Origin of the sequence: Pontibacterium sinense (genome assembly GCF_015209595.1) — a bacterium.
GTDB lineage: Bacteria > Pseudomonadota > Gammaproteobacteria > Pseudomonadales > Balneatricaceae > Pontibacterium > Pontibacterium sinense.
In genome coordinates this window covers 153,402-170,741 of the sequence record NZ_JADEYS010000009.1, presented here as the reverse complement: position 1 = coordinate 170,741, position 17,340 = coordinate 153,402, and the positions used below count along the sequence as shown (strand labels likewise).

Sequence of the window (17,340 nt, the reverse complement as noted above, 5' to 3'; positions counted from 1 at the left end):
TTTATGATCGAATTTGAAGACCGCTTGGCGGATTACATTTAACCCTGGCAGTTACACAGAATTATTTACAGGGTCGGGGTTTTCTGAGAGGAGGGTGTTGTCACCCTCCCTATGCAACCTGATGGTTACTTATTCCTTCTTATCTTTTGATCGGCGCGTGATCTCGGCTTCAAGTTTTTTGATTTCGGATGTTTCCAGCCATTTGTCGACCCATTCCTGAATTTCGGACCGTTTATGCGTTGTTTTGGTCCATGCTTTGTATGCTTTTAGGTGCTCTTTGGAGACAGAGTTCTTATTTTTATCACCGTCAATGCAGCTCACTGGAAAGGTTGGGTTTTTCTTAAACTGACGCTCGATCCAGCCAACCACAATTTCCTTGTCTTGCTTCTTGAACTTCATCACTGACCTCAGATGATTTTGCTTGTAGGTGTTAGTTATTGCACGGCCATTCTAACTAACGAGGGCCATATTTCTGTTACAGAATTATGGTATCGCAAGGTTCGGTCGCTAATTAATATGAATGTTATTGAGCGTTCATGGGATCAGCGTGATTGAGAATAGTGTAAGCTGAGGTTAACCCCGCAGCATTTTCCTTGTGAAAACGAGCGATCTGCTTCCGATGTTTTTTAACACAGGTATGCAGAAATGACGTTACGCGTATGCTACAGCACGCATGAGTTTGATAATGTAGATATTCATCTACGCACCTTACGTAATAATCAGGAGTTTGAAGATAAGGATGGCGTAGCGGAAAAGCTGGGCATCTCATCGGCTACCTGGCCAATTTTTGGTGTCGTCTGGCCATCGGGGCAAGTACTGGCCCACCATATCTTTAAATCTGATTTTGCCGATAAGCGTATTCTGGAAGTTGGTTGTGGCATTGGCTTAACCAGTTTGCTGCTTAATCACCTACATGCTGACATCACTGCCACTGACTATCATCCTGAAGCGGAAAATTTTCTCCTTACGAACTCTCATCTGAATCAGGATCGCGTGATCCCTTTTGTGCGTACAGGCTGGTCTGACGAGAAGAGTGAGCTTGGGGAGTTTGATCTGATTGTAGGTAGTGATTTGCTCTATGAAGATGAGCATATCGATATGTTGGCCGCGTTTATCAATCAGCATTGCAAACTTCATTGTGACATCATTCTTGTGGATCCCGGACGCGGTCGCCATGCACGATTTAGTCGGCGAATGGAGTCACTTGGTTTTACGCTTTATACCAATAAACCTGCGCAGATTGACTATCTGGAGGGGCCTTTTAAGGGTGTAATTCTGAGGTATATTCGGTAGGTGTGGAGCAGGGTCTCAATGTGCCACTTATAGGGGATAGATGTCGGGTGTTGATGAGGTACTATGGTGTAAAGGTCGGTATGAGCATGTGCTCGATCTTAAGTGATCAGGATGATCACTGTCTCTGTCAGTAGCAGTTCCTTACAGAGAGTATAGAGAGCTTATCGGTGTCTCCGGTATGCTAGGAAAAGGATTTTCTAATGCGTTATTCAGCTATGATTTTTCTGCTGTTTTGCCAGCTTTGCAGTGCAGAGCAGCTTGCCAGTCGTTCTGTGTTAGGCGGGTTGTTAAGGTTAGACCTCCCCATCAATTTTTCTCGAATGTCCGAATATCACTTACGGATCAAGTATCCCGGCTCGCGTCCGCCGACTGAAGTGTATAGCATCTCAAACGGTGCGGTCAGTATTGCTTTTAATTATACGCGGAACGCCATCCAACCTTCTCAAATCGCTGAAGTTCACACCTTGATGTCCACCTCTTTTCGTCGGCGTTATCCTTATGCACGTTGGTTCAAAAGTGCCGTCATTGAAAAGTTTGGAACGCGCGTATTTGTGATGGAGCTAATGACGCCCGCCGTAGATACCGATGTTCATAATATTATCTATGGCATTCCGCTTAAGGGACGTTTATTGCTGGTTTCGTTTAATACGACGGCGGAAGAGGCTGAACGATGGTTAGACACTGGAAAACGTGCTTTTGACACCATACAGTTCCCGGACTCAGGGGCCCGGAACCTGGATTAACGCAATATGTACTGACGATGTATTAGATACGATTAGGATACCAATAATACATTTTCTGTGAGAGTGATTAGATTAACTCAGCGTGTAGGTTTGACGCTCTTCCAACATCTGTTTGGCGTCCTCTTGCTCCATCGGACGGCTGATCAGATAGCCTTGTGCTGAGTCGCAATCATGGGTGGCTAGTAGGTCTAGCTGCTCGGTTGTTTCGACACCCTCAGCTATAACACTCAGTCCAAGATTGTGAGCCATGGTGATGGCGGCGCAGACGAGCTCAAGGTCAGCGTGGTCATGGGTGATATCCCGGACAAAACTTTGATCTATCTTCAGCACATCAAATGGGTAGTTACGCAGGTAACTGAGTGATGAGTATCCGGTACCAAAATCATCCATTGCGATAATGATGCCGGCATCAGTGAGTTCATCCAATGCCGTTTCTATAAAGCCATGACCGCTCATCAAAACGCCTTCGGTGATTTCCAGCTCAAGGCAGTGTTGTGGGAAGCCACTTTTCGCGATGCGTTGTTTGATGTGGTTGATCAAATTTGGGTCACGGAACTGTCGTGGCGATAGGTTGACCGCCATCGACAGTTCTCGATGGAATTCGTTATACCACGCAGCACCTGTTGCAAGCGCTTCTTGCAGGACAAACTCTCCCAAAGGAAGAATGAGTCCGGTGTGCTCGGCCACCGGAATAAATTCCCCGGGAGATACATCCCCAAGAGTTGGATTTCGCCAGCGAAGCAACGCTTCGAAACCGGTGATTTCGCCACTTTTTACATCGATCTTGGGCTGATAGCAGACGCGAAATTCATCACGGGCCAGGGCTCCGTGCATCTGTTCCTCCAGCAGCAACCTTCGGGATACGTCCCGATTCATCGCACTGGTAAAGAATGCAAAGGTATTTCGACCCGCTTCTTTGGCGTGATACATCGCGGAATCCGCACTTCTCAGAAGATCTAAGCGGTCTTCACCATCTTCTGGATAGATGGCGATGCCTGCGGTGGCCGTCAGTAATAGCGCACGACCATCGATACTGAAAGGGTGGCGAAAGCAATTGATCAGGTTTTCTGCGATAGGAGCAACATCATCTGCAGAATTAATATTGTCCAGCAATACGATGAATTCATCACCGCCCAGGCGACCGACGGTATCGCCTTGGCGTACGGCTCCTCGCAGGCGCTTACTGGCTTCGATCAGCAGCTTATCGCCGGTGGCGTGGCCCAGCGAATCGTTGATCTTTTTGAAGTCATCCAGATCCAGATAGATCACGGCAACACGATGCTTGTGGCGGCTTGCCGTACTGACAAATTGTTCTAGCTGGTGCTGGGCAAGAAATCGGTTTGGCAGGTTAGTCAGACTGTCAAAGTGTGCTTGATGGCGAATCCGCTCTTCCTGTTGCTTTCGCTCTGTGATGTCTCGTGAGACACCTAATATACCGATCACGTTTCCTTTGGGGTCATACAAAGGGGTTTTGATCGTTTCCAGCGTTTCCTGATGTCCGTCGTCTGCATAGGTAACAACTTCTTCATTGCTGTGCGGCCCTCGCATATTAATCGCAAGAAGGTCGTTTTCCCGGAACAGATCAGCCAGGTCTTTATCGACAAAGTCATAGTCTGTTTTGCCAACAATGTCGGCTTCTTTAGCCCCAAAAAACCGTTCAAACTTTGAATTGCAGGCGATATATGTTCCGTCCGTCGCTTTAAGCCAAACCAGATCGGGAATGGTTTCTACTAATGTACGTTGGTAGGCCAGGCTTTTCTGGTGAAAGCGTATCGAACGGCGTACTAACCAAAAGACCAGCAGTGTTGTAATGACAATAAAGAACAGACCTTTATAGGTCTGTGCAGTCGACAGTGACTCAAGATCGCTGGTTAGGGCTTCGATCGCTCTGTCTGAAAGGATGACCCAGAGAATGGAAAACAGGCAGTACAAGGCGGCAATTTTTATCGCCGGACGATAACTCAGCTGATGTTCGCTGGGGATTTTGTATGGGGCAGGGTCCGATAATCGGAACTTCATGTCAGCACATTCTCTATGGATGAGTTATGTCTCTGGCATCGTGCCTAGGCCGGATGCTACGAATTGCCTGTTTGATGCAGTGAGCATTTGAAATGCGATAACGATAACAAAGTGGGTTGCTGAATAGTATTTTATCTGTGAAATTTATTGATGCACGTTCAAAATATCAGACGCTGGCAGGGAGGAGCTGGTGATTAAGTAGATCGAAGGAAAGGCGGATGTGTTGTATGTTTTAGTGATCATCGTGCGACAGGACGTGAGTTAGATCCACACAGGCCCTGTCGAGAGTATTCATTGCTGATCAGAGGGATTTCTGTAAGGAGAACGCACCTCGCAGATCGCCAGCATTAAAACCCCGTGCATTATCGGCGGGATATAAAACGTTTAGCTTTTCAGCGACTTCTGGCTTGATCTTACTGCCGTGACAGGCAAGGCATTTGTCGCCGACCGGGATAGCCTTCATCAATCGGAAGACCTTGTTGCCATCGCCATCCACCAGAACCTGGCTGAAGAGCATTTTCTGTAAGTTGGCGCCCGCAGCTGCTTGTTTCTCAAACTTCTTCAGTACCGTTTTTTCCCAGTCATCAGGTGCGTTATGTTCGTTTCGTAGCTTCAGGCTGGTGCGACCAACCGTCCAGCCTTTATCTTCTGCAACTGCTTGAGTGATCGGAGATGCTTTGGTGTTGCACACCTGAATTGCAGCGGGCAAACCACCTGCTTTGGCTGCGTGCTTCAGCTCTGAGCCTAAGTTTCCAGCCAGTGTTTTGATAACACCTTTAGCTTCTTGCTGTAGCGCTGGGATGTTAATGGGTTCGATCTCTGCGGCAATCAGGCTCTGGGCGGAAAGTAGTGCAAAGGCGCTGATTACGGTAGATGCCATCAACTGTTTCATGTTGAGTGTCCTGTCGTAGAAAAGGGTTGTGGATAAGGCTTAGAAGACAGGGTTAGGTTATATTCATATATCTAAATTAGCAATATCTAATGTTTAAATTGAACGCTACGCTATTTTGATCTATCCGCGGGATCTTCTGGTACAATGGCGCCTTAATTTTAAGGCCAGCTAGGGAGTATTTCCTTGACTCAGTTTCGTCCTTGCATCGACCTGCATCAGGGTCAGGTTAAGCAGATTGTCGGTGGTAGCCTCAATGATCAGGGCGCTGATACCAATTATGTCAGCCCATATGATTCTACCCACTACGCCAACTTATACCGTCAGCATCAATTGATGGGCGGACATGTGATTGCACTGGGTCCGGGTAACAAAGAACAAGCCTTAAAAGCACTCTCCGCATGGCCGCAAGGGCTGCAGTTTGGTGGCGGCGTGAATGCCGATAATGCTGCTGAATTTCTTGATGCTGGTGCCTCTCATGTCATTGTGACCTCTTATCTGTTTGAAAACGGTCAGTTTAGCTGGGAACGTCTGGAGCAGGTCAAAGCAATCACGGGTGCTGACCGTTTGGTGCTGGATCTGAGTTGTCGTCGGACCGACAGCGGTTGGAATATCGCGACTGATCGTTGGCAAACGGTGACCGAAACCGCAGTGGATGCACAAACACTGAGTGCGCTGAGTGAGCATTGTGCGGAGTTTCTGATTCATGCGGCCGATGTTGAGGGGTTGCAGGCAGGTATCGATCAGGATCTGGTGACGTTATTGGGCGAAGCGTCATCTATTCCGGTCACGTACGCCGGTGGAGCGCGTTCACTGGAAGACCTGAAACTGGTGGATCAATTGTCTGGCGGGAAGGTCGACCTGACCATTGGCAGTGCATTGGATATCTTTGGTGGTGAAGGTGTCACGTTGGAAGAATGTATTCAGTGGAATCAGCGTTAATCTGACTGTTTGGAAAGATCATAAAGTCTGAGCGGCTTGATTCGCCGCTCAAGTAAAAAGCCAGCGCTGTGCTGGCTTTTTTATGTGTGGAGCGCAGGATCAGGCTTTTTCATGTAAGCAACGACCAGAACAACGCGCACACCATTCACTTTGCCTTCTATGTGTTCCGGATTAGAAGGCAAGCCGATGTTTTAAACCTTCATCTGAAATGCCTGCTTCTGCCCATGCTATTACATCCTTCTCCAGATAGAGCATATCGAGCAGATCCGGTGCCCATCCTTCGCCAGATAAATGCTTGAGCATGCGCCAAGCCAGCAGACTCTGGTGTCCAGATGCTGTCTTCGGGCAGCGCCAATGGTTCACGTCGATGCTGTTGCTGTTGACCTGAGTGCGGCAGGTGTCGAATCGCAAAAGCGGCTTGTTCAGCACAGCCGTTAGATGGCGCGACACCATATACACTCAGGTCTTCTTCAGACGTGAAGCGTTCACATTTACTGCCACTACGCTGCAAAAGGGTTTGTTCAATTGTCATAGGAATTACAAGCTCAAAATTTGTGCGGCAGTTTTAGGCGTCTGCAGCTAAAACTTCAAACTGATCAGATCTTAGGGAAGGGGTTGATTGGGTCAAATGTAACAACGCGGGAGGTAAGCCTATCTCCATCGTTACAGGGCGGTGGTCGGAAATTGTGCAGTCCAGTACTTCAGCAGAGCGCACTTCAAGTCCGGGTGACACCAGAATGTGGTCCAGTGTTTGTTGTGGTTGCCAGCTGGGATAGGTGTGCTGGGAGGCTGCTGATTGCAATTTTAGATCTTTGAGTGGGCTGCGCGTGTTGAGATGTTCCAACGGGTTATTCATATCTCCCATCAGTACCACGTGTGGATGGTCGCCGATTATCCGCCGAATGTATCTCAGCTGACGGTCCTGTGTGCGGGTCCCCAATGCCAGATGCAATACCACGATAAGAAGGCTGTGTTCGCCCTGGCCAAAGCGTGCGATGACAGCACCACGCCCGGGCAGAATACCGGGTAAACCATGATCTTCAACGTAAGAGGGCGGGATGCGACTGAGAATGCCATTGCTGTGCTGGGCGAGTTTTCCCAGATTTCGGTTGAGCTGTTGGTAGTAAAACGCGAATTTACCGGTCTCTGCGAGAAAGCGTACCTGATTGACAAAGCCGCTTCGAATGCTGCCGCCATCGGCTTCCTGCAGTGCTGCAATATCATAATTGCGCAGAAGGTATCCTATCTCCTCCAGTGTATGGTTGCGTTTATGGTGAGGCAGCAGATGTTGCCAGCCACGCGTAAAATAGTGATGAAATGCGTGTGTACGGATACCGACCTGAATGTTGAAGCTGATCAGGCGCAGGCTATCGCGACGTGGCATGTCATAGGGCGCATGCGATGTTTCAGAGTATGGCGCATTTAAAACCGCAGAATGGAACATAACAAGGCGCTCGGAAAGTTATGTTTACTATCAGGATAGTGGAAGATTGTGACTGTATCGTTAGGATTCGACGGCTTTTCATTCATGCTAATCTGGGCGTTTACACCGACCCAAGTCCAATAGGGGTTGAGCGCTAATTCCTATAAAATAGGTTGGTTATTAATGAGAGGTGAATTTGTATGACAGCGAATGCTGAACGCCCTGTACCCCCTGGCGATAATGAGTGTTGTGAGGGCGGTTGTTCCCCTTGTGTATGGGACCACTATCACGAAGAAATGCGTGTGTGGCAGGAGCAGCAGAAGGCTGAGAAAGCGAAGGCACAAGCAGAACTGGAAAAGTCTGAAGGAGATGCTGGCCACTGAATTTTTGGGTATCGACCTGCCGATTATTCAGTCTCCGATGGCAGGTGTGCAGGGCAGTGACCTGGCAATTGCCGTATCCAGTGCAGGCGGTTTAGATTCCTGACTGTGCGTAATGTCCTGTCAAGATGCCATACGCACTGAGTTGGAGCATATCACTGCGGCGCGTGAGTTACGCTGGCTTGAAGCGGGGGCATCTCTGCATGTTTCTGTCGGAGGATTTGACTACTCAATCAGGTACAGTTGCATTGGTGCCACAGACTGTTAGTGCAGTGGATCTTCCAGTCATTGTGACAGGTGGTATCGCAGATGCTCAGGGTGTGTCCTCAGTGATTGCCCTGGGTGCGGCAGGTGCACAGGCTGGAACAGCTTATATGTTATGCCCTGAAGCAAAGACTAGTGCAGTGCACCGTAAAATTTTATCTGATGTTGCGGTGCATCATGCCGCAGTGACTAATCTGTTCTATGGACGTCCCGCACGAGGCATCGTGAACAGAGTGATGCAGGAGTTAGGCCTGCTGTCTGATCTGCCTCCGGTGATTCCGTTTGCCAGTACAGCGATCGGCCCACTGCGTGCGGGCTCAGAGAGTATCGGTAAAGGCGACTTTACACCCCTTTGGGCCGGACTAAATGTATCGTGTTGTCAGGAGATTTTCGGTGGCAAAGCTCACCCTGCTTTTGGCTTCTGAACTGTAGTTCTTCTGGTATTGCGACTGCAGCAAAAACTGACAGAAATCATTTTTTATATCAGTGAGTTACAAAAAGTTATTGTAAACATTTCGGGGCATGGTATTAGTATAAGTGTCAACCGTGACTCAGTAGTAAGGATTCGTTATGAACGTTAACATCACTAACCGAAATGACAGCAAAGTATCTGATTCCCTGCGTGATCGTATCAACGCATGGTTGGAAAGTAGTGCAGAACGCTATGAAGCGATTACCAGCGCCCAGGTGACTATTGAAAAGTCTGATGAGCGTTCTGCTGTGGTAGAAGCAACAGTCCACGTTGCAGGTAAAGATGTATTTGCCAAATCTGAAGCGGCTAACTTGTATGCAGCATTAGACGGGCTGGAAGATAAAATTGATCGTCAGCTGGATAAGATTCACCAGAAACACGTCAACAAAAAAGGTACTCAGAAACCTGAAGAGATGGACTCTGATGCTGGTGTTGATGCAGACGACATGGATGAGGATGCAGTTCTGGTTTGATAAAACCATATCACATACAGGTTGCGTCGCTTGAAGTGTAGTTAAGGTATCGCGCGTAACTTTTTAGTTTCATGACATGGTGTATAAGGCGATAAAACCCCAGCCAGAGTTAGCTCTCGCTGGGGTTTTTCGTTTAGGTGTTGTAGTCGCCAATGACTTTACTGCAGAGCAGGTAAGTTTCGGTAGAGCTCTAAGGATTCCGGGTTGGCCAACGCATCGGTATTGGCGACAGCTTCATTCATGACAACCTGCTTAACGGCGAGCTCGACAATTTTTCCGCTCAGGGTATGAGGTATATCAGCGACCTGAATCACTTTGTCGGGGACATGATGTGGGCTGGTATGTCGCAGAATCATACCTTTAATCTTTTCGACCAGCGCGCTATCCAGTGTCATATCCGCCTGTAAGCGAACAAACAGGATCACTCGTACGTCTCCGTTCCAGGGTTGGCCAATACAGATGCTCTCCATGACCTCTTCTAGCTGCTCTACTTGGCGATAGATTTCGGCTGTGCCTATGCGTACGCCCCCTGGATTCAGTACAGCATCGGAGCGGCCGTAGATAATCAGGCCATCATGATCGGTGATCTCTGCATAATCGCCATGTGCCCATACGTTGGTGAAACGGGAAAAATAGGTTTCATGGTAGCGGGTTTGCTCCGGGTCATCCCAAAAGCCAATTGGCATGGAGGGGAAGGGCGCTGTGCAGACCAGCTCACCTTTCTGACCGGTGACTGATTGTCCGTGATCGTTGAACACCGCCACTTCCATGCCCAATCCCCGGCACTGTATTTCACCGGGATACACCGGCCGAATAGGGCAGCCAAGGGCAAAGCAGGAGATGATGTCCGTACCACCGGAGATAGATGCCAGCATTAGGTTGGTTTTGATGTGTTGGTAGACATATTCAAAGCTTTCGTGAGAAAGAGGTGAGCCGGTGGAGAGCAGTACCCGTAAACGTGTGAGTGAATAATCATTCATCGGAGACAGTCCGGTTTTCTCCATGGCTGACAGATACTTGGCGCTGACGCCCATCATGCTGATCTCTTCACTATCGGCGAGTTTCCAAAGCACCTCTACATCAGGTGCAAAGGGGGCTCCGTCATACAACACCAGCTTAGCGCCGCTGGCCAAGCCGCTGACCAGCCAATTCCACATCATCCAGCCGCACGTGGTGTAGTAGAAGAAGCTGTCTTCTCGGTTTAGATTCAGGTGTAAACGATGTTCTTTGATATGTTGAATTAGGGTGCCTCCGACACTGTGTACGATACATTTAGGTACACCGGTGGTGCCGGATGAGTAGAGGATGTAGAGCGGATCGTTAAAGCGTTGTTGCAAAAAGTCGATAGCGGCTGGTTGCCGATCGGGAGCGAATTCGCTGAACAGTAAGGCCTTGTTAATATGTTTTATATCTGGCTTTTTGTGGAGATAAGGTATGACGATGATCTTTTCTACAGAATCGATTTCTTGAGCCACACTGTTGATTGTGTGGAGGCAGTCGGTTTGCTGGCCATTGTAGTAAGAACCATCGGCAGTAAATATCAGCCGTGGCTGGATTTGGCCAAAGCGGTCCAGTGTGCCTTGAATACCAAAGTCGGGTGAGCAGGCACTCCAGACGGCCCCTAAAGAGGTGGCTGCAAGCATCACGATGACCGTTTCCGCGATATTGGGCATATAGCCTGCAATCCGGTCTCCTGGCTCAATGCCGTATGCTTTTAAGGCATCAGCCAGAACTGCAACCTGAGCGAAGAGCTCGGCGTAGGTCAGCGAGCTGTGTTTTCCCTCTTCGTTCCAGCTAACGATGGCCGTGTGTTCGTCTCGATAGCGGAGCAAGTTTTCAGCAAAGTTCAGGCGGGCTTCGGGAAACCAGCGGCTTTTATAAAATGGGCGCTCGCGTTGCAGGATATGGTCACTGTCGGCTGAGGCGATAATTTCACTGAAGTTCCACACCAGTTGCCAAAAAAGTTCGGGATGCTTTACGGACCAGCGGTGCACTTCACCGTAAGATGACAGGTGATGGTGGTGATGAGTATTTATTTGATGCATAAACTGCCACAGCTGGCAGTTGCGCATCTGCTCAGCTGACGGTTGCCATAGTGGATCGGTCATAGGACCACCTCAATACCTCATGGGGAGGTTAAGAATTGATCATTCCATATCTTAAACGTTGATGAAGATCGACTGTTCGTCAAGCAAGCCTCTTAGCGCAAGCTGACGTATAATGAGTGCCATTCTTTCATCTGGCACCTGTGGTGCCCGTCAAATGGTTGTTTAATGACTCAGCAGCAGAAAAATAATCCGCTCCACGGTATTACGCTGGAACGTATCGTGACGGAGCTTGAAGAACACTACGGTTGGGAGCGATTGGGGCAGTTGATCGATATTCGCTGCTTCAAGAAAGATCCCAGTGTGAAGTCGAGCCTTAAGTTTTTACGTAAAACGCCTTGGGCACGGACAAAGGTGGAAGATCTGTATATTAAAACCCAGAGTACTCCCTGGGGACGTAACTGAGAGAGAACGATGCAAATTACTAAAGATACTGTTGTGACATTTCACTATGTACTGTCTGAAGTGGACGGTGAACAGATCGAATCTTCCTATGATGTTGAGCCGATGGCTTTTTTACACGGACATCAGAATATCTTTCCGAAGATTGAAGAGGCGCTGACCGACAAGCAGGTGGGCGATAAATTAAGTGTGGTGTTGGCCCCCGTTGATGGCTACGGCGAACGTCAGGAAGGTAATACCCAGCGAGTGCCGATGAAACACCTGCTTACCAAAGGTCGCCTGAAACCGGGGCAGTCTGTAAAGGTGAACACCGAGCAGGGCCCGCGTGATGCAACCGTGGTTAAAGTGGGTCTGAAAAACGTTGATCTGGATACCAATCATCCGTTGGCAGGCAAGCATCTGCAGTTCGATATCGAAGTGACAGAAGTGCGCGCGGCTGCACAGGAAGAGCTGGATCACGGCCATGCGCATGGCGTCGGTGGTCATCAGCACTAAGGCTGATATGCGCAACGGATGAATCTGTTGCAACTAAAACCCGGTCTGGGGGAACAATTTAACAGTTCTCTCGCACCGGGTTTTTGCGTTCTAAGCTATCTTTTCTACTGGAACCCCTGTCAAACCCGCCATTAGAGAGGGTCTGGTTATGCCCAGTTTTAGCAAACAGAGTCAGCAACAACTCAAAACCTGCCATCATGATCTGCAGTCTATTTTTGCTGCTGTTGAGCGTGCGGTGGATTGTGAAATCAGCTGTGGACACCGCTCGCATGATGAGCAAGAGCAAGCCTATGAAGAGGGACGTTCAGGGTTTCACTGGCCGGAAAGTCATCATAATGATAAACCCAGTATGGCAGTGGACGTCACACCAGTTGATATTGATGAAGATGATATGCGGCGTTGGTATTGGTTTGGAGGTTATGTGCGAGGTTTAGCTGATCGGTTGTATGACGAGGGTGTTGTCACCCATCGATTACACTGGTCCGGTGAACAAGGCGATCCCGAGTTGAGCAAGTATCCGCATTTCGAGATTTACCTTCCCCATTGATCAGATTCGCCGCGTAAAAAGGAGTCTGTCTGAATACGTGATTTGCAGTACACTAGCGGCTTTGATTAGCTGCAAGGCGATAGATTAAAAGTGTACGCACAACAGATTATCGACGCGGGTCGCTGGATCGATCAGCAAGGCTGGTGTCCAGCGACCGGCGGCAACTTCTCTATTCGGCTCAATTCAGAAACGGCTCTGGTCACGGCCTCAGGTTGTCATAAGGGCCATCTTTCGGAACAGGATATGCTGGAGGTCGATCTGTCAGGTCAGCCTAAAGCTGATGTATCTGACCGTAAGCCATCCGCTGAAACCCTGCTTCATACCCGTTTATATTCGTTGTCTTCTCATATTGGTGCGGTGTTGCATACGCACTCGGTTGCATCAACGGTATTGTCATGTCTTGCAACCCACGATTGGCTTGAGCTGAGTGGATATGAGATGCAGAAATCGCTTGCCGGCAATACGACTCACGATGAAACCATCCGGTTGGCCGTATTTGATAACACGCAGGATATGTCTGACTTGGCCGGACAGGTGTCTGAGCGTTGGATGGACGAACCTCTCAACTGGGGTTTTTTGGTGAGTGGCCACGGTTTATACGCCTGGGGTAAAGATATGCAGGAGGCGCGACGTCACCTGGAAGGTTTAGAGTTTTTATTCGCCTGTGCATTGGAAATGCGCCGGATGGGAGCACGTTAAATGAGCATCAAAGCGATTCTGACTGATATCGAAGGCACGACAACGGATATCAATTTTGTCCATAAGACCCTGTTTCCCTATGCGGCGAAATACTTGCCAGACTATGTGCGAGAGCATGCGGAAGATGATGCAGTTCAAGCGATTCTGGCAGATGCACGTACCGAGTTGTCAGATCCCGAGGCTGAGCTGGAAACACTGATCAGTGCCTTTTTGAATTGGATTGAGCAGGATAAGAAAGTCACTGCACTTAAAGCGCTGCAGGGCTTGATCTGGGTTGAGGGTTATCAGCAGGGTGACTTTACCGGTCATCTTTATCATGATGCGATGACCTATTTGCAGAGCTGGCATGAGCAGGGGTTGCCACTGTATGTGTTTTCGTCAGGGTCGGTAAAAGCACAAAAGCTGCTATTTGGTTATAGCGATGCGGGTGACATTACGGGCCTGTTCAGCGGTTATTTTGATACGACAACCGGTCATAAGCGCGAGCAGGCATCGTATGAAACGATTGCGGGCGTGATGGGTCTGGATGCTGCAGAGGTGTTGTTTCTGTCTGATGTGAGCGAAGAGCTGGATGCGGCGCGGGCTGCCGGTATGCAGACGGTATTACTGGCACGTGATGAAGAGCCGGAGATGTGTTCGCACACGATGGTCACCAGTTTTGATGAGATCGAATTATAAAGGAGTTGGACGTGAGCGCGTTGACTGTATATCAGGAAAGTAATCCGCAGGCTGTGTTAAAGCACAGTGACGATTACATGGATATTGCTGAAGCCCTGGCCTTCGTAGGCATCCGTTTTGAGCGCTGGGAAGCGGCACAGGTGATCACCGCTGAAACCCCGGCAGATACCATTCTGGAAGCCTACCGATCACAGATTGATGAACTGAAGGCGACAGAAGGTTATGTCACCGTGGATACCATCAGTCTGGCGGCTGATAATCCGATGAAAGATGAGTTGCGGCAGAAGTTTCTGAGTGAGCATACCCATAGTGAAGATGAAGTCCGCTTCTTTGTGAGGGGCGAGGGTATGTTTTACCTGCATATTGAGGATCAGATATATCAGGTGCATTGCTGCAAAGATGATCTGATTTCAGTGCCTGCCAATGCCCGCCACTGGTTTGATATGGGGCCAAACCCTGACTTTACCGCTATCCGCTTCTTTAATAATCCGGAGGGTTGGGTGGCAAACTATACCGGTGATGCGATTGCCGATGGATTCCCAAAATTTGATGGCTGATCTCGCCAGTTTGTAATCTGCATCTAAAAAGCCTGACAGCGATCAATAATCGCAACGTCAGGCTTTTTTTGTGTGTGGCTTTATACCGTTATCTTACGTGTATTCTAATTGGCGTCTGTGCGATGCCTTAGTTATTCAGGTGAAGCAGTGCGCCCTGAGCGATCTGTTCCTGATCGAACACGCCGTTATCCAATATCCAGCCGGTAACCAACTTAGCCGGAGTTACATCAAAAGCGGGGTTAAATACCCTGGCATTTTTCGGGCTCCAGAGCACCTCGCCAAAACTTCCGCTGACACCTTGCACCTCTTGTGCACTGCGCTCCTCAATCGGGATAGCTGCACCGTTTGGGCATGCTGGATCGACGGTGGTGTAAGGCGCAACAACGTAGAACGGTACCTGATGGTAATGCGCGTTAACGGCCAGTGAATAGGTGCCGACTTTATTCGCGAAATCGCCATTGGCGGCAATACGATCAGAGCCGACCAAAATGGCGTCTACCTTGCCTTGTGCCATAAGGAGTGCAGCCATGTTGTCGCAAATCAGCGTGTAATCAACACCCAGCTTTTGCATTTCCCATGCGGTGAGGCGTCCCCCTTGAAGCAGCGGGCGCGTCTCGTCGACATAAACATGGGGGTGTTTATCCTGAGCCTGCAGTGCTGTTATGACTCCGATGGCGGTTCCCGCACCAGCGGTCGCCAGACTGCCTGTATTACAGTGGGTCAGAACGTTACTTCCAGCAGCAATAAGATTGGCCCCGTTGGCCGACATTTTCTGGCATAAGCGAACGTCCTCTTCAAACAGCTGTTCAGCAGTATAGGGCAGTGCGTCAGGACCGCCTGTATCAAGTGCAGTCAGCATCGAGTCCAGATTATTCATCAGGTTGACAGCGGTAGGGCGGGCCGCACGCAATCGCGAGGCCGCTTCGCGGAGATCTGCTTCACCCATGCCATCCTCAGCCAGACGCGCCAGCAGCAGGCTTGCACCAATGCCGATCAAAGGGGCCCCCCGGATCTGAAGCTTTTTAATCATGTCGATCATGTCGTCAGCAGTTCGACAGGGAAGCCAGATCTCCTTATGGGGTAACTGGTGTTGATCAAGGACTTCAAGTTGGTTGTCGAGACAGCGGATGCTGGTGGCGAGGAGGTCTTTCATTGGCAAACTGTTTCGCTTTGTGAGAATGTGCGCAGTACCTTAGCAGAGCTTCCCTAAACGGGGAACTCTCTCTGTTTTAACGGCGAGTGGGCAGGGAAGGGTAAAAGACATCAGATTGAGTGGTATCAGGTTATTAAGGTAACCCTATGAATTTTAAAAAGTTCGAAACGGATGAAGAGTTAGTTGGGTTTGTGTTGCAGCACACGGATTTGTTTGCGGCAGATGCAGAGCTGGTGGTTAGCGAAATTGGTGACGGTAACATCAACTTTGTATACAGGGTTTCCGATCAGCACGGTCTGAGTGTGATTGTGAAGCAAGCCTTGCCTTATGTTCGCATCATTGGTGAGGGTTGGCCGCTGTCGCAAGATCGTATTCGTATTGAAGCGGAAGCGCTGCAAATCGCCGGTAAGTACTGTCCGGATCTGGCACCCGAAGTTTATCGTTTTGACCAGCAACTCTGTGCCATCGTGATGGAGGATATTGGTTCCCATGAAAACCTGCGACACCTGCTGATTGAGCGTCGGGAATTGCCTCTGCTGGGGAATCATCTGGGTCGCTTTCTAGCCCAGACAGCCTTCTATACCTCTGACTTCTATCTTGATTCTTATGAGAAGAAAGATCAGGTCAGTGGCTTCACCAACCCTGATCTATGCAAAATTACGGAAGATCTCTTCTTCCTTGATCCCTACTGTGATCACGAACGAAACAGTATCAACGATCACATCCGCATAGAAGCGGAAGCGTTATGGACTGACTCCGCACTTAAATTCGAAGTCGCGAAGCTGAAGGCCAAGTTCCTTGGTCAGCCTCAAGCACTGCTGCATGCGGATTTGCACTCAGGATCTGTTTTTGCGAACGCAATAGGTACAAAAGTCATTGATCCTGAGTTCGCGTTTTGTGGGCCGATCGCGTTCGATGTGGGCTCGATCATCGGCAACCTTTTGCTGAACTATGCTGGGCAAAGTGCTCTTGAGGGAGATGTGCTGCAACGGAGTGCGTATCAGAAATGGTTGCTGGAGACGATCAAGACGCTTTGGGCTACGTTCGAGATCCAGTTTACAACGTTGATTGAGGAGCAGGGGTGTGAGCCCACGCTGAGCCAAACTGAGTATGTTGACTGGTTTATGGCTGAGATTTTCACCGATTCTCTGGGTTATGCAGGCACCGAAATGATTCGTCGAAGCATTGGTCTGTCTCACGTAGCGGATCTCGAATCCATTGAAAATGCTGAGGCGCGTGCAGGCGCAGAGCGGTTGTCTCTTGAGGTCGCTCAGCATCTGATTAAGTATCGCAGTAGTTTCACGGATATGGCGTCTGTGTGCGACTGGATTTCCTCAAACTATAAGTTGTTATAAGCACGAACGGTTTGTCTTTATAAACCCGATAAGTACTGATCTCCAGCATCGCCGCGTGAATGTCATTTCTTTGTTTCTTAAGGGAATAAAAGTGTTAAAGCTTTAACTGTGTGGGCCGATGATATAGGGAAGATTGCTAAGGATGTCTCTTAGACAAGGACTTATCGGGTTTCTCTATGCGTGAATTTAACCTGCCTGAAAGCTGCACTGTGGTAAGTGTCAGAGGTCTCCATCGCCAACTGACGGAGCTTGCTGCGTCCCAGTCTGATGTTTCTCTCAATGCCTCAAATGTAACGGCTATTGATGCGGCCAGTCTGCAAACGCTCACTGCTTTTATTATTGCTCAGAATCAAAGTGGCAAAAAAACCATCTGGACAGGTTGCTCAGCGACTTTTACGGATGCGGTGTCTCTGCTTGGGCTGAAAGAGCAGCTTGGTCTGCTGTGATTGGG

Annotated in this window: 21 protein-coding genes; 14 read left to right on the top strand and 7 right to left on the bottom strand. The window is 49.1% G+C overall.

What is annotated here, in order from left to right:
- Positions 1-129: 129 nt before the first annotated feature.
- Positions 130-399, bottom strand: coding sequence for a hypothetical protein (locus IOQ59_RS10920; RefSeq protein ID WP_193953317.1), 270 nt, complete (start codon positions 397-399; stop codon positions 130-132).
- A gap of 246 nt (positions 400-645) precedes the next feature.
- Between IOQ59_RS10920 and IOQ59_RS10915 the strand changes: the two genes are divergently transcribed.
- Both IOQ59_RS10915 and IOQ59_RS10910 read left to right on the top strand, forming a co-directional pair.
- Entirely contained in the window at positions 646-1,293 is a 648-nt protein-coding gene (locus IOQ59_RS10915; RefSeq protein WP_193953316.1) for a class I SAM-dependent methyltransferase, read from the top strand.
- A gap of 200 nt (positions 1,294-1,493) precedes the next feature.
- Positions 1,494-2,036, top strand: a complete 543-nt coding sequence (locus IOQ59_RS10910; protein ID WP_193953315.1) for a hypothetical protein — start codon at positions 1,494-1,496, stop codon at positions 2,034-2,036.
- 72 nt (positions 2,037-2,108) lie between these two features.
- Here IOQ59_RS10910 and IOQ59_RS10905 read toward each other — a convergent pair whose 3' ends face one another.
- Both IOQ59_RS10905 and IOQ59_RS10900 read right to left on the bottom strand, forming a co-directional pair.
- The gene (locus tag IOQ59_RS10905) at positions 2,109-4,055 is read right to left on the bottom strand and encodes a putative bifunctional diguanylate cyclase/phosphodiesterase (RefSeq protein ID WP_193953314.1); all 1,947 of its coding nucleotides are present in this window, start codon (positions 4,053-4,055) and stop codon (positions 2,109-2,111) included.
- A 301-nt stretch (positions 4,056-4,356) separates the two neighbouring features.
- Complete coding sequence (locus IOQ59_RS10900) at positions 4,357-4,947, bottom strand: Tll0287-like domain-containing protein (RefSeq protein ID WP_193953313.1); 591 nt, start codon at positions 4,945-4,947, stop codon at positions 4,357-4,359.
- A gap of 183 nt (positions 4,948-5,130) precedes the next feature.
- Between IOQ59_RS10900 and hisA the strand changes: the two genes are divergently transcribed.
- Entirely contained in the window at positions 5,131-5,886 is a 756-nt protein-coding gene (gene hisA, locus IOQ59_RS10895) for a phosphoribosylformimino-5-aminoimidazole carboxamide ribotide isomerase (protein WP_193953312.1), read from the top strand.
- Positions 5,887-6,057: 171 nt separating this feature from the next.
- On the opposite strand, the gene IOQ59_RS21190 is transcribed toward hisA, so the two are convergent.
- A complete protein-coding gene (locus tag IOQ59_RS21190; RefSeq protein ID WP_228050837.1) occupies positions 6,058-6,345 on the bottom strand; it encodes a hypothetical protein in 288 nt (95 codons plus the stop codon).
- 106 nt (positions 6,346-6,451) lie between these two features.
- Positions 6,452-7,330: an endonuclease/exonuclease/phosphatase family protein gene (locus IOQ59_RS10885; RefSeq protein WP_193953311.1), complete on the bottom strand. Its 879-nt coding sequence runs from the start codon at positions 7,328-7,330 to the stop codon at positions 6,452-6,454.
- Between the two features lie 179 nt (positions 7,331-7,509).
- On the opposite strand from IOQ59_RS10885, the gene IOQ59_RS10880 reads away from it, so the two are divergent.
- The 3 genes from IOQ59_RS10880 to hpf all read left to right on the top strand — a co-directional run bounded on the left by IOQ59_RS10880 (position 7,510) and on the right by hpf (position 8,898).
- Positions 7,510-7,692, top strand: a complete 183-nt coding sequence (locus IOQ59_RS10880; RefSeq protein ID WP_193953310.1) for an oxidoreductase-like domain-containing protein — start codon at positions 7,510-7,512, stop codon at positions 7,690-7,692.
- 218 nt (positions 7,693-7,910) lie between these two features.
- The gene (locus tag IOQ59_RS10875) at positions 7,911-8,378 is read left to right on the top strand and encodes a nitronate monooxygenase (protein ID WP_307727002.1); all 468 of its coding nucleotides are present in this window, start codon (positions 7,911-7,913) and stop codon (positions 8,376-8,378) included.
- Positions 8,379-8,523: 145 nt separating this feature from the next.
- A complete protein-coding gene (gene hpf / locus IOQ59_RS10870; protein ID WP_193953309.1) occupies positions 8,524-8,898 on the top strand; it encodes a ribosome hibernation-promoting factor, HPF/YfiA family in 375 nt (124 codons plus the stop codon).
- Between the two features lie 158 nt (positions 8,899-9,056).
- Here the strand turns inward: hpf and IOQ59_RS10865 are convergent, their stop codons facing one another.
- Positions 9,057-11,006 carry an acetoacetate--CoA ligase gene (locus IOQ59_RS10865; protein WP_193953308.1) on the bottom strand — a complete coding sequence of 650 codons (1,950 nt, stop codon included), beginning with the start codon at positions 11,004-11,006 and terminating at the stop codon, positions 9,057-9,059.
- A 165-nt stretch (positions 11,007-11,171) separates the two neighbouring features.
- Between IOQ59_RS10865 and IOQ59_RS10860 the strand changes: the two genes are divergently transcribed.
- The 6 genes from IOQ59_RS10860 (at position 11,172) to IOQ59_RS10835 (ending at position 14,381) form a co-directional block, all read left to right on the top strand.
- Entirely contained in the window at positions 11,172-11,408 is a 237-nt protein-coding gene (locus IOQ59_RS10860) for a VF530 family protein (RefSeq protein ID WP_193953307.1), read from the top strand.
- A gap of 9 nt (positions 11,409-11,417) precedes the next feature.
- A complete protein-coding gene (locus tag IOQ59_RS10855; protein WP_193953306.1) occupies positions 11,418-11,900 on the top strand; it encodes an FKBP-type peptidyl-prolyl cis-trans isomerase in 483 nt (160 codons plus the stop codon).
- A 148-nt stretch (positions 11,901-12,048) separates the two neighbouring features.
- Complete coding sequence (locus IOQ59_RS10850) at positions 12,049-12,447, top strand: M15 family metallopeptidase domain-containing protein (RefSeq protein WP_193953305.1); 399 nt, start codon at positions 12,049-12,051, stop codon at positions 12,445-12,447.
- 90 nt (positions 12,448-12,537) lie between these two features.
- Positions 12,538-13,146, top strand: a complete 609-nt coding sequence (locus IOQ59_RS10845) for a methylthioribulose 1-phosphate dehydratase (RefSeq protein WP_193953304.1) — start codon at positions 12,538-12,540, stop codon at positions 13,144-13,146.
- Positions 13,147-13,824: an acireductone synthase gene (mtnC, locus tag IOQ59_RS10840; RefSeq protein ID WP_193953303.1), complete on the top strand. Its 678-nt coding sequence runs from the start codon at positions 13,147-13,149 to the stop codon at positions 13,822-13,824.
- 11 nt (positions 13,825-13,835) lie between these two features.
- A complete protein-coding gene (locus IOQ59_RS10835) occupies positions 13,836-14,381 on the top strand; it encodes a 1,2-dihydroxy-3-keto-5-methylthiopentene dioxygenase (protein WP_193953302.1) in 546 nt (181 codons plus the stop codon).
- Between the two features lie 127 nt (positions 14,382-14,508).
- Here the strand turns inward: IOQ59_RS10835 and mtnA are convergent, their stop codons facing one another.
- Positions 14,509-15,534: an S-methyl-5-thioribose-1-phosphate isomerase gene (mtnA, locus tag IOQ59_RS10830; RefSeq protein WP_193953301.1), complete on the bottom strand. Its 1,026-nt coding sequence runs from the start codon at positions 15,532-15,534 to the stop codon at positions 14,509-14,511.
- Positions 15,535-15,680: 146 nt separating this feature from the next.
- Here mtnA and mtnK point away from each other — a divergent pair, with 146 nt between their 5' ends.
- Positions 15,681-16,889 carry an S-methyl-5-thioribose kinase gene (gene mtnK / locus IOQ59_RS10825; RefSeq protein ID WP_193953300.1) on the top strand — a complete coding sequence of 403 codons (1,209 nt, stop codon included), beginning with the start codon at positions 15,681-15,683 and terminating at the stop codon, positions 16,887-16,889.
- Positions 16,890-17,065: 176 nt separating this feature from the next.
- Complete coding sequence (locus tag IOQ59_RS10820; RefSeq protein WP_193953299.1) at positions 17,066-17,335, top strand: STAS domain-containing protein; 270 nt, start codon at positions 17,066-17,068, stop codon at positions 17,333-17,335.
- The last annotated feature ends 5 nt before the right edge of the window (positions 17,336-17,340 follow it).

What these genes read in the sequence shown, in the direction of transcription:
- IOQ59_RS10820 (WP_193953299.1), top strand. Translation starts at nt 17,066, where the DNA reads ATGCGTGAATTTAACCTGCCTGAAAGCTGCACTGTGGTAAGTGTCAGA.
- IOQ59_RS10905 (WP_193953314.1), bottom strand. Translation starts at nt 4,055, where the DNA reads ATGAAGTTCCGATTATCGGACCCTGCCCCATACAAAATCCCCAGCGAA.
- IOQ59_RS10860 (WP_193953307.1), top strand. Translation starts at nt 11,172, where the DNA reads ATGACTCAGCAGCAGAAAAATAATCCGCTCCACGGTATTACGCTGGAA.
- IOQ59_RS10920 (WP_193953317.1), bottom strand. Translation starts at nt 399, where the DNA reads ATGAAGTTCAAGAAGCAAGACAAGGAAATTGTGGTTGGCTGGATCGAG.
- mtnC (WP_193953303.1), top strand. Translation starts at nt 13,147, where the DNA reads ATGAGCATCAAAGCGATTCTGACTGATATCGAAGGCACGACAACGGAT.
- IOQ59_RS10915 (WP_193953316.1), top strand. Translation starts at nt 646, where the DNA reads ATGACGTTACGCGTATGCTACAGCACGCATGAGTTTGATAATGTAGAT.
- IOQ59_RS10885 (WP_193953311.1), bottom strand. Translation starts at nt 7,330, where the DNA reads ATGTTCCATTCTGCGGTTTTAAATGCGCCATACTCTGAAACATCGCAT.
- IOQ59_RS10910 (WP_193953315.1), top strand. Translation starts at nt 1,494, where the DNA reads ATGCGTTATTCAGCTATGATTTTTCTGCTGTTTTGCCAGCTTTGCAGT.
- IOQ59_RS10900 (WP_193953313.1), bottom strand. Translation starts at nt 4,947, where the DNA reads ATGAAACAGTTGATGGCATCTACCGTAATCAGCGCCTTTGCACTACTT.
- mtnA (WP_193953301.1), bottom strand. Translation starts at nt 15,534, where the DNA reads ATGAAAGACCTCCTCGCCACCAGCATCCGCTGTCTCGACAACCAACTT.
- IOQ59_RS10865 (WP_193953308.1), bottom strand. Translation starts at nt 11,006, where the DNA reads ATGACCGATCCACTATGGCAACCGTCAGCTGAGCAGATGCGCAACTGC.
- hpf (WP_193953309.1), top strand. Translation starts at nt 8,524, where the DNA reads ATGAACGTTAACATCACTAACCGAAATGACAGCAAAGTATCTGATTCC.
- IOQ59_RS10880 (WP_193953310.1), top strand. Translation starts at nt 7,510, where the DNA reads ATGACAGCGAATGCTGAACGCCCTGTACCCCCTGGCGATAATGAGTGT.
- IOQ59_RS10850 (WP_193953305.1), top strand. Translation starts at nt 12,049, where the DNA reads ATGCCCAGTTTTAGCAAACAGAGTCAGCAACAACTCAAAACCTGCCAT.
- mtnK (WP_193953300.1), top strand. Translation starts at nt 15,681, where the DNA reads ATGAATTTTAAAAAGTTCGAAACGGATGAAGAGTTAGTTGGGTTTGTG.
- IOQ59_RS10855 (WP_193953306.1), top strand. Translation starts at nt 11,418, where the DNA reads ATGCAAATTACTAAAGATACTGTTGTGACATTTCACTATGTACTGTCT.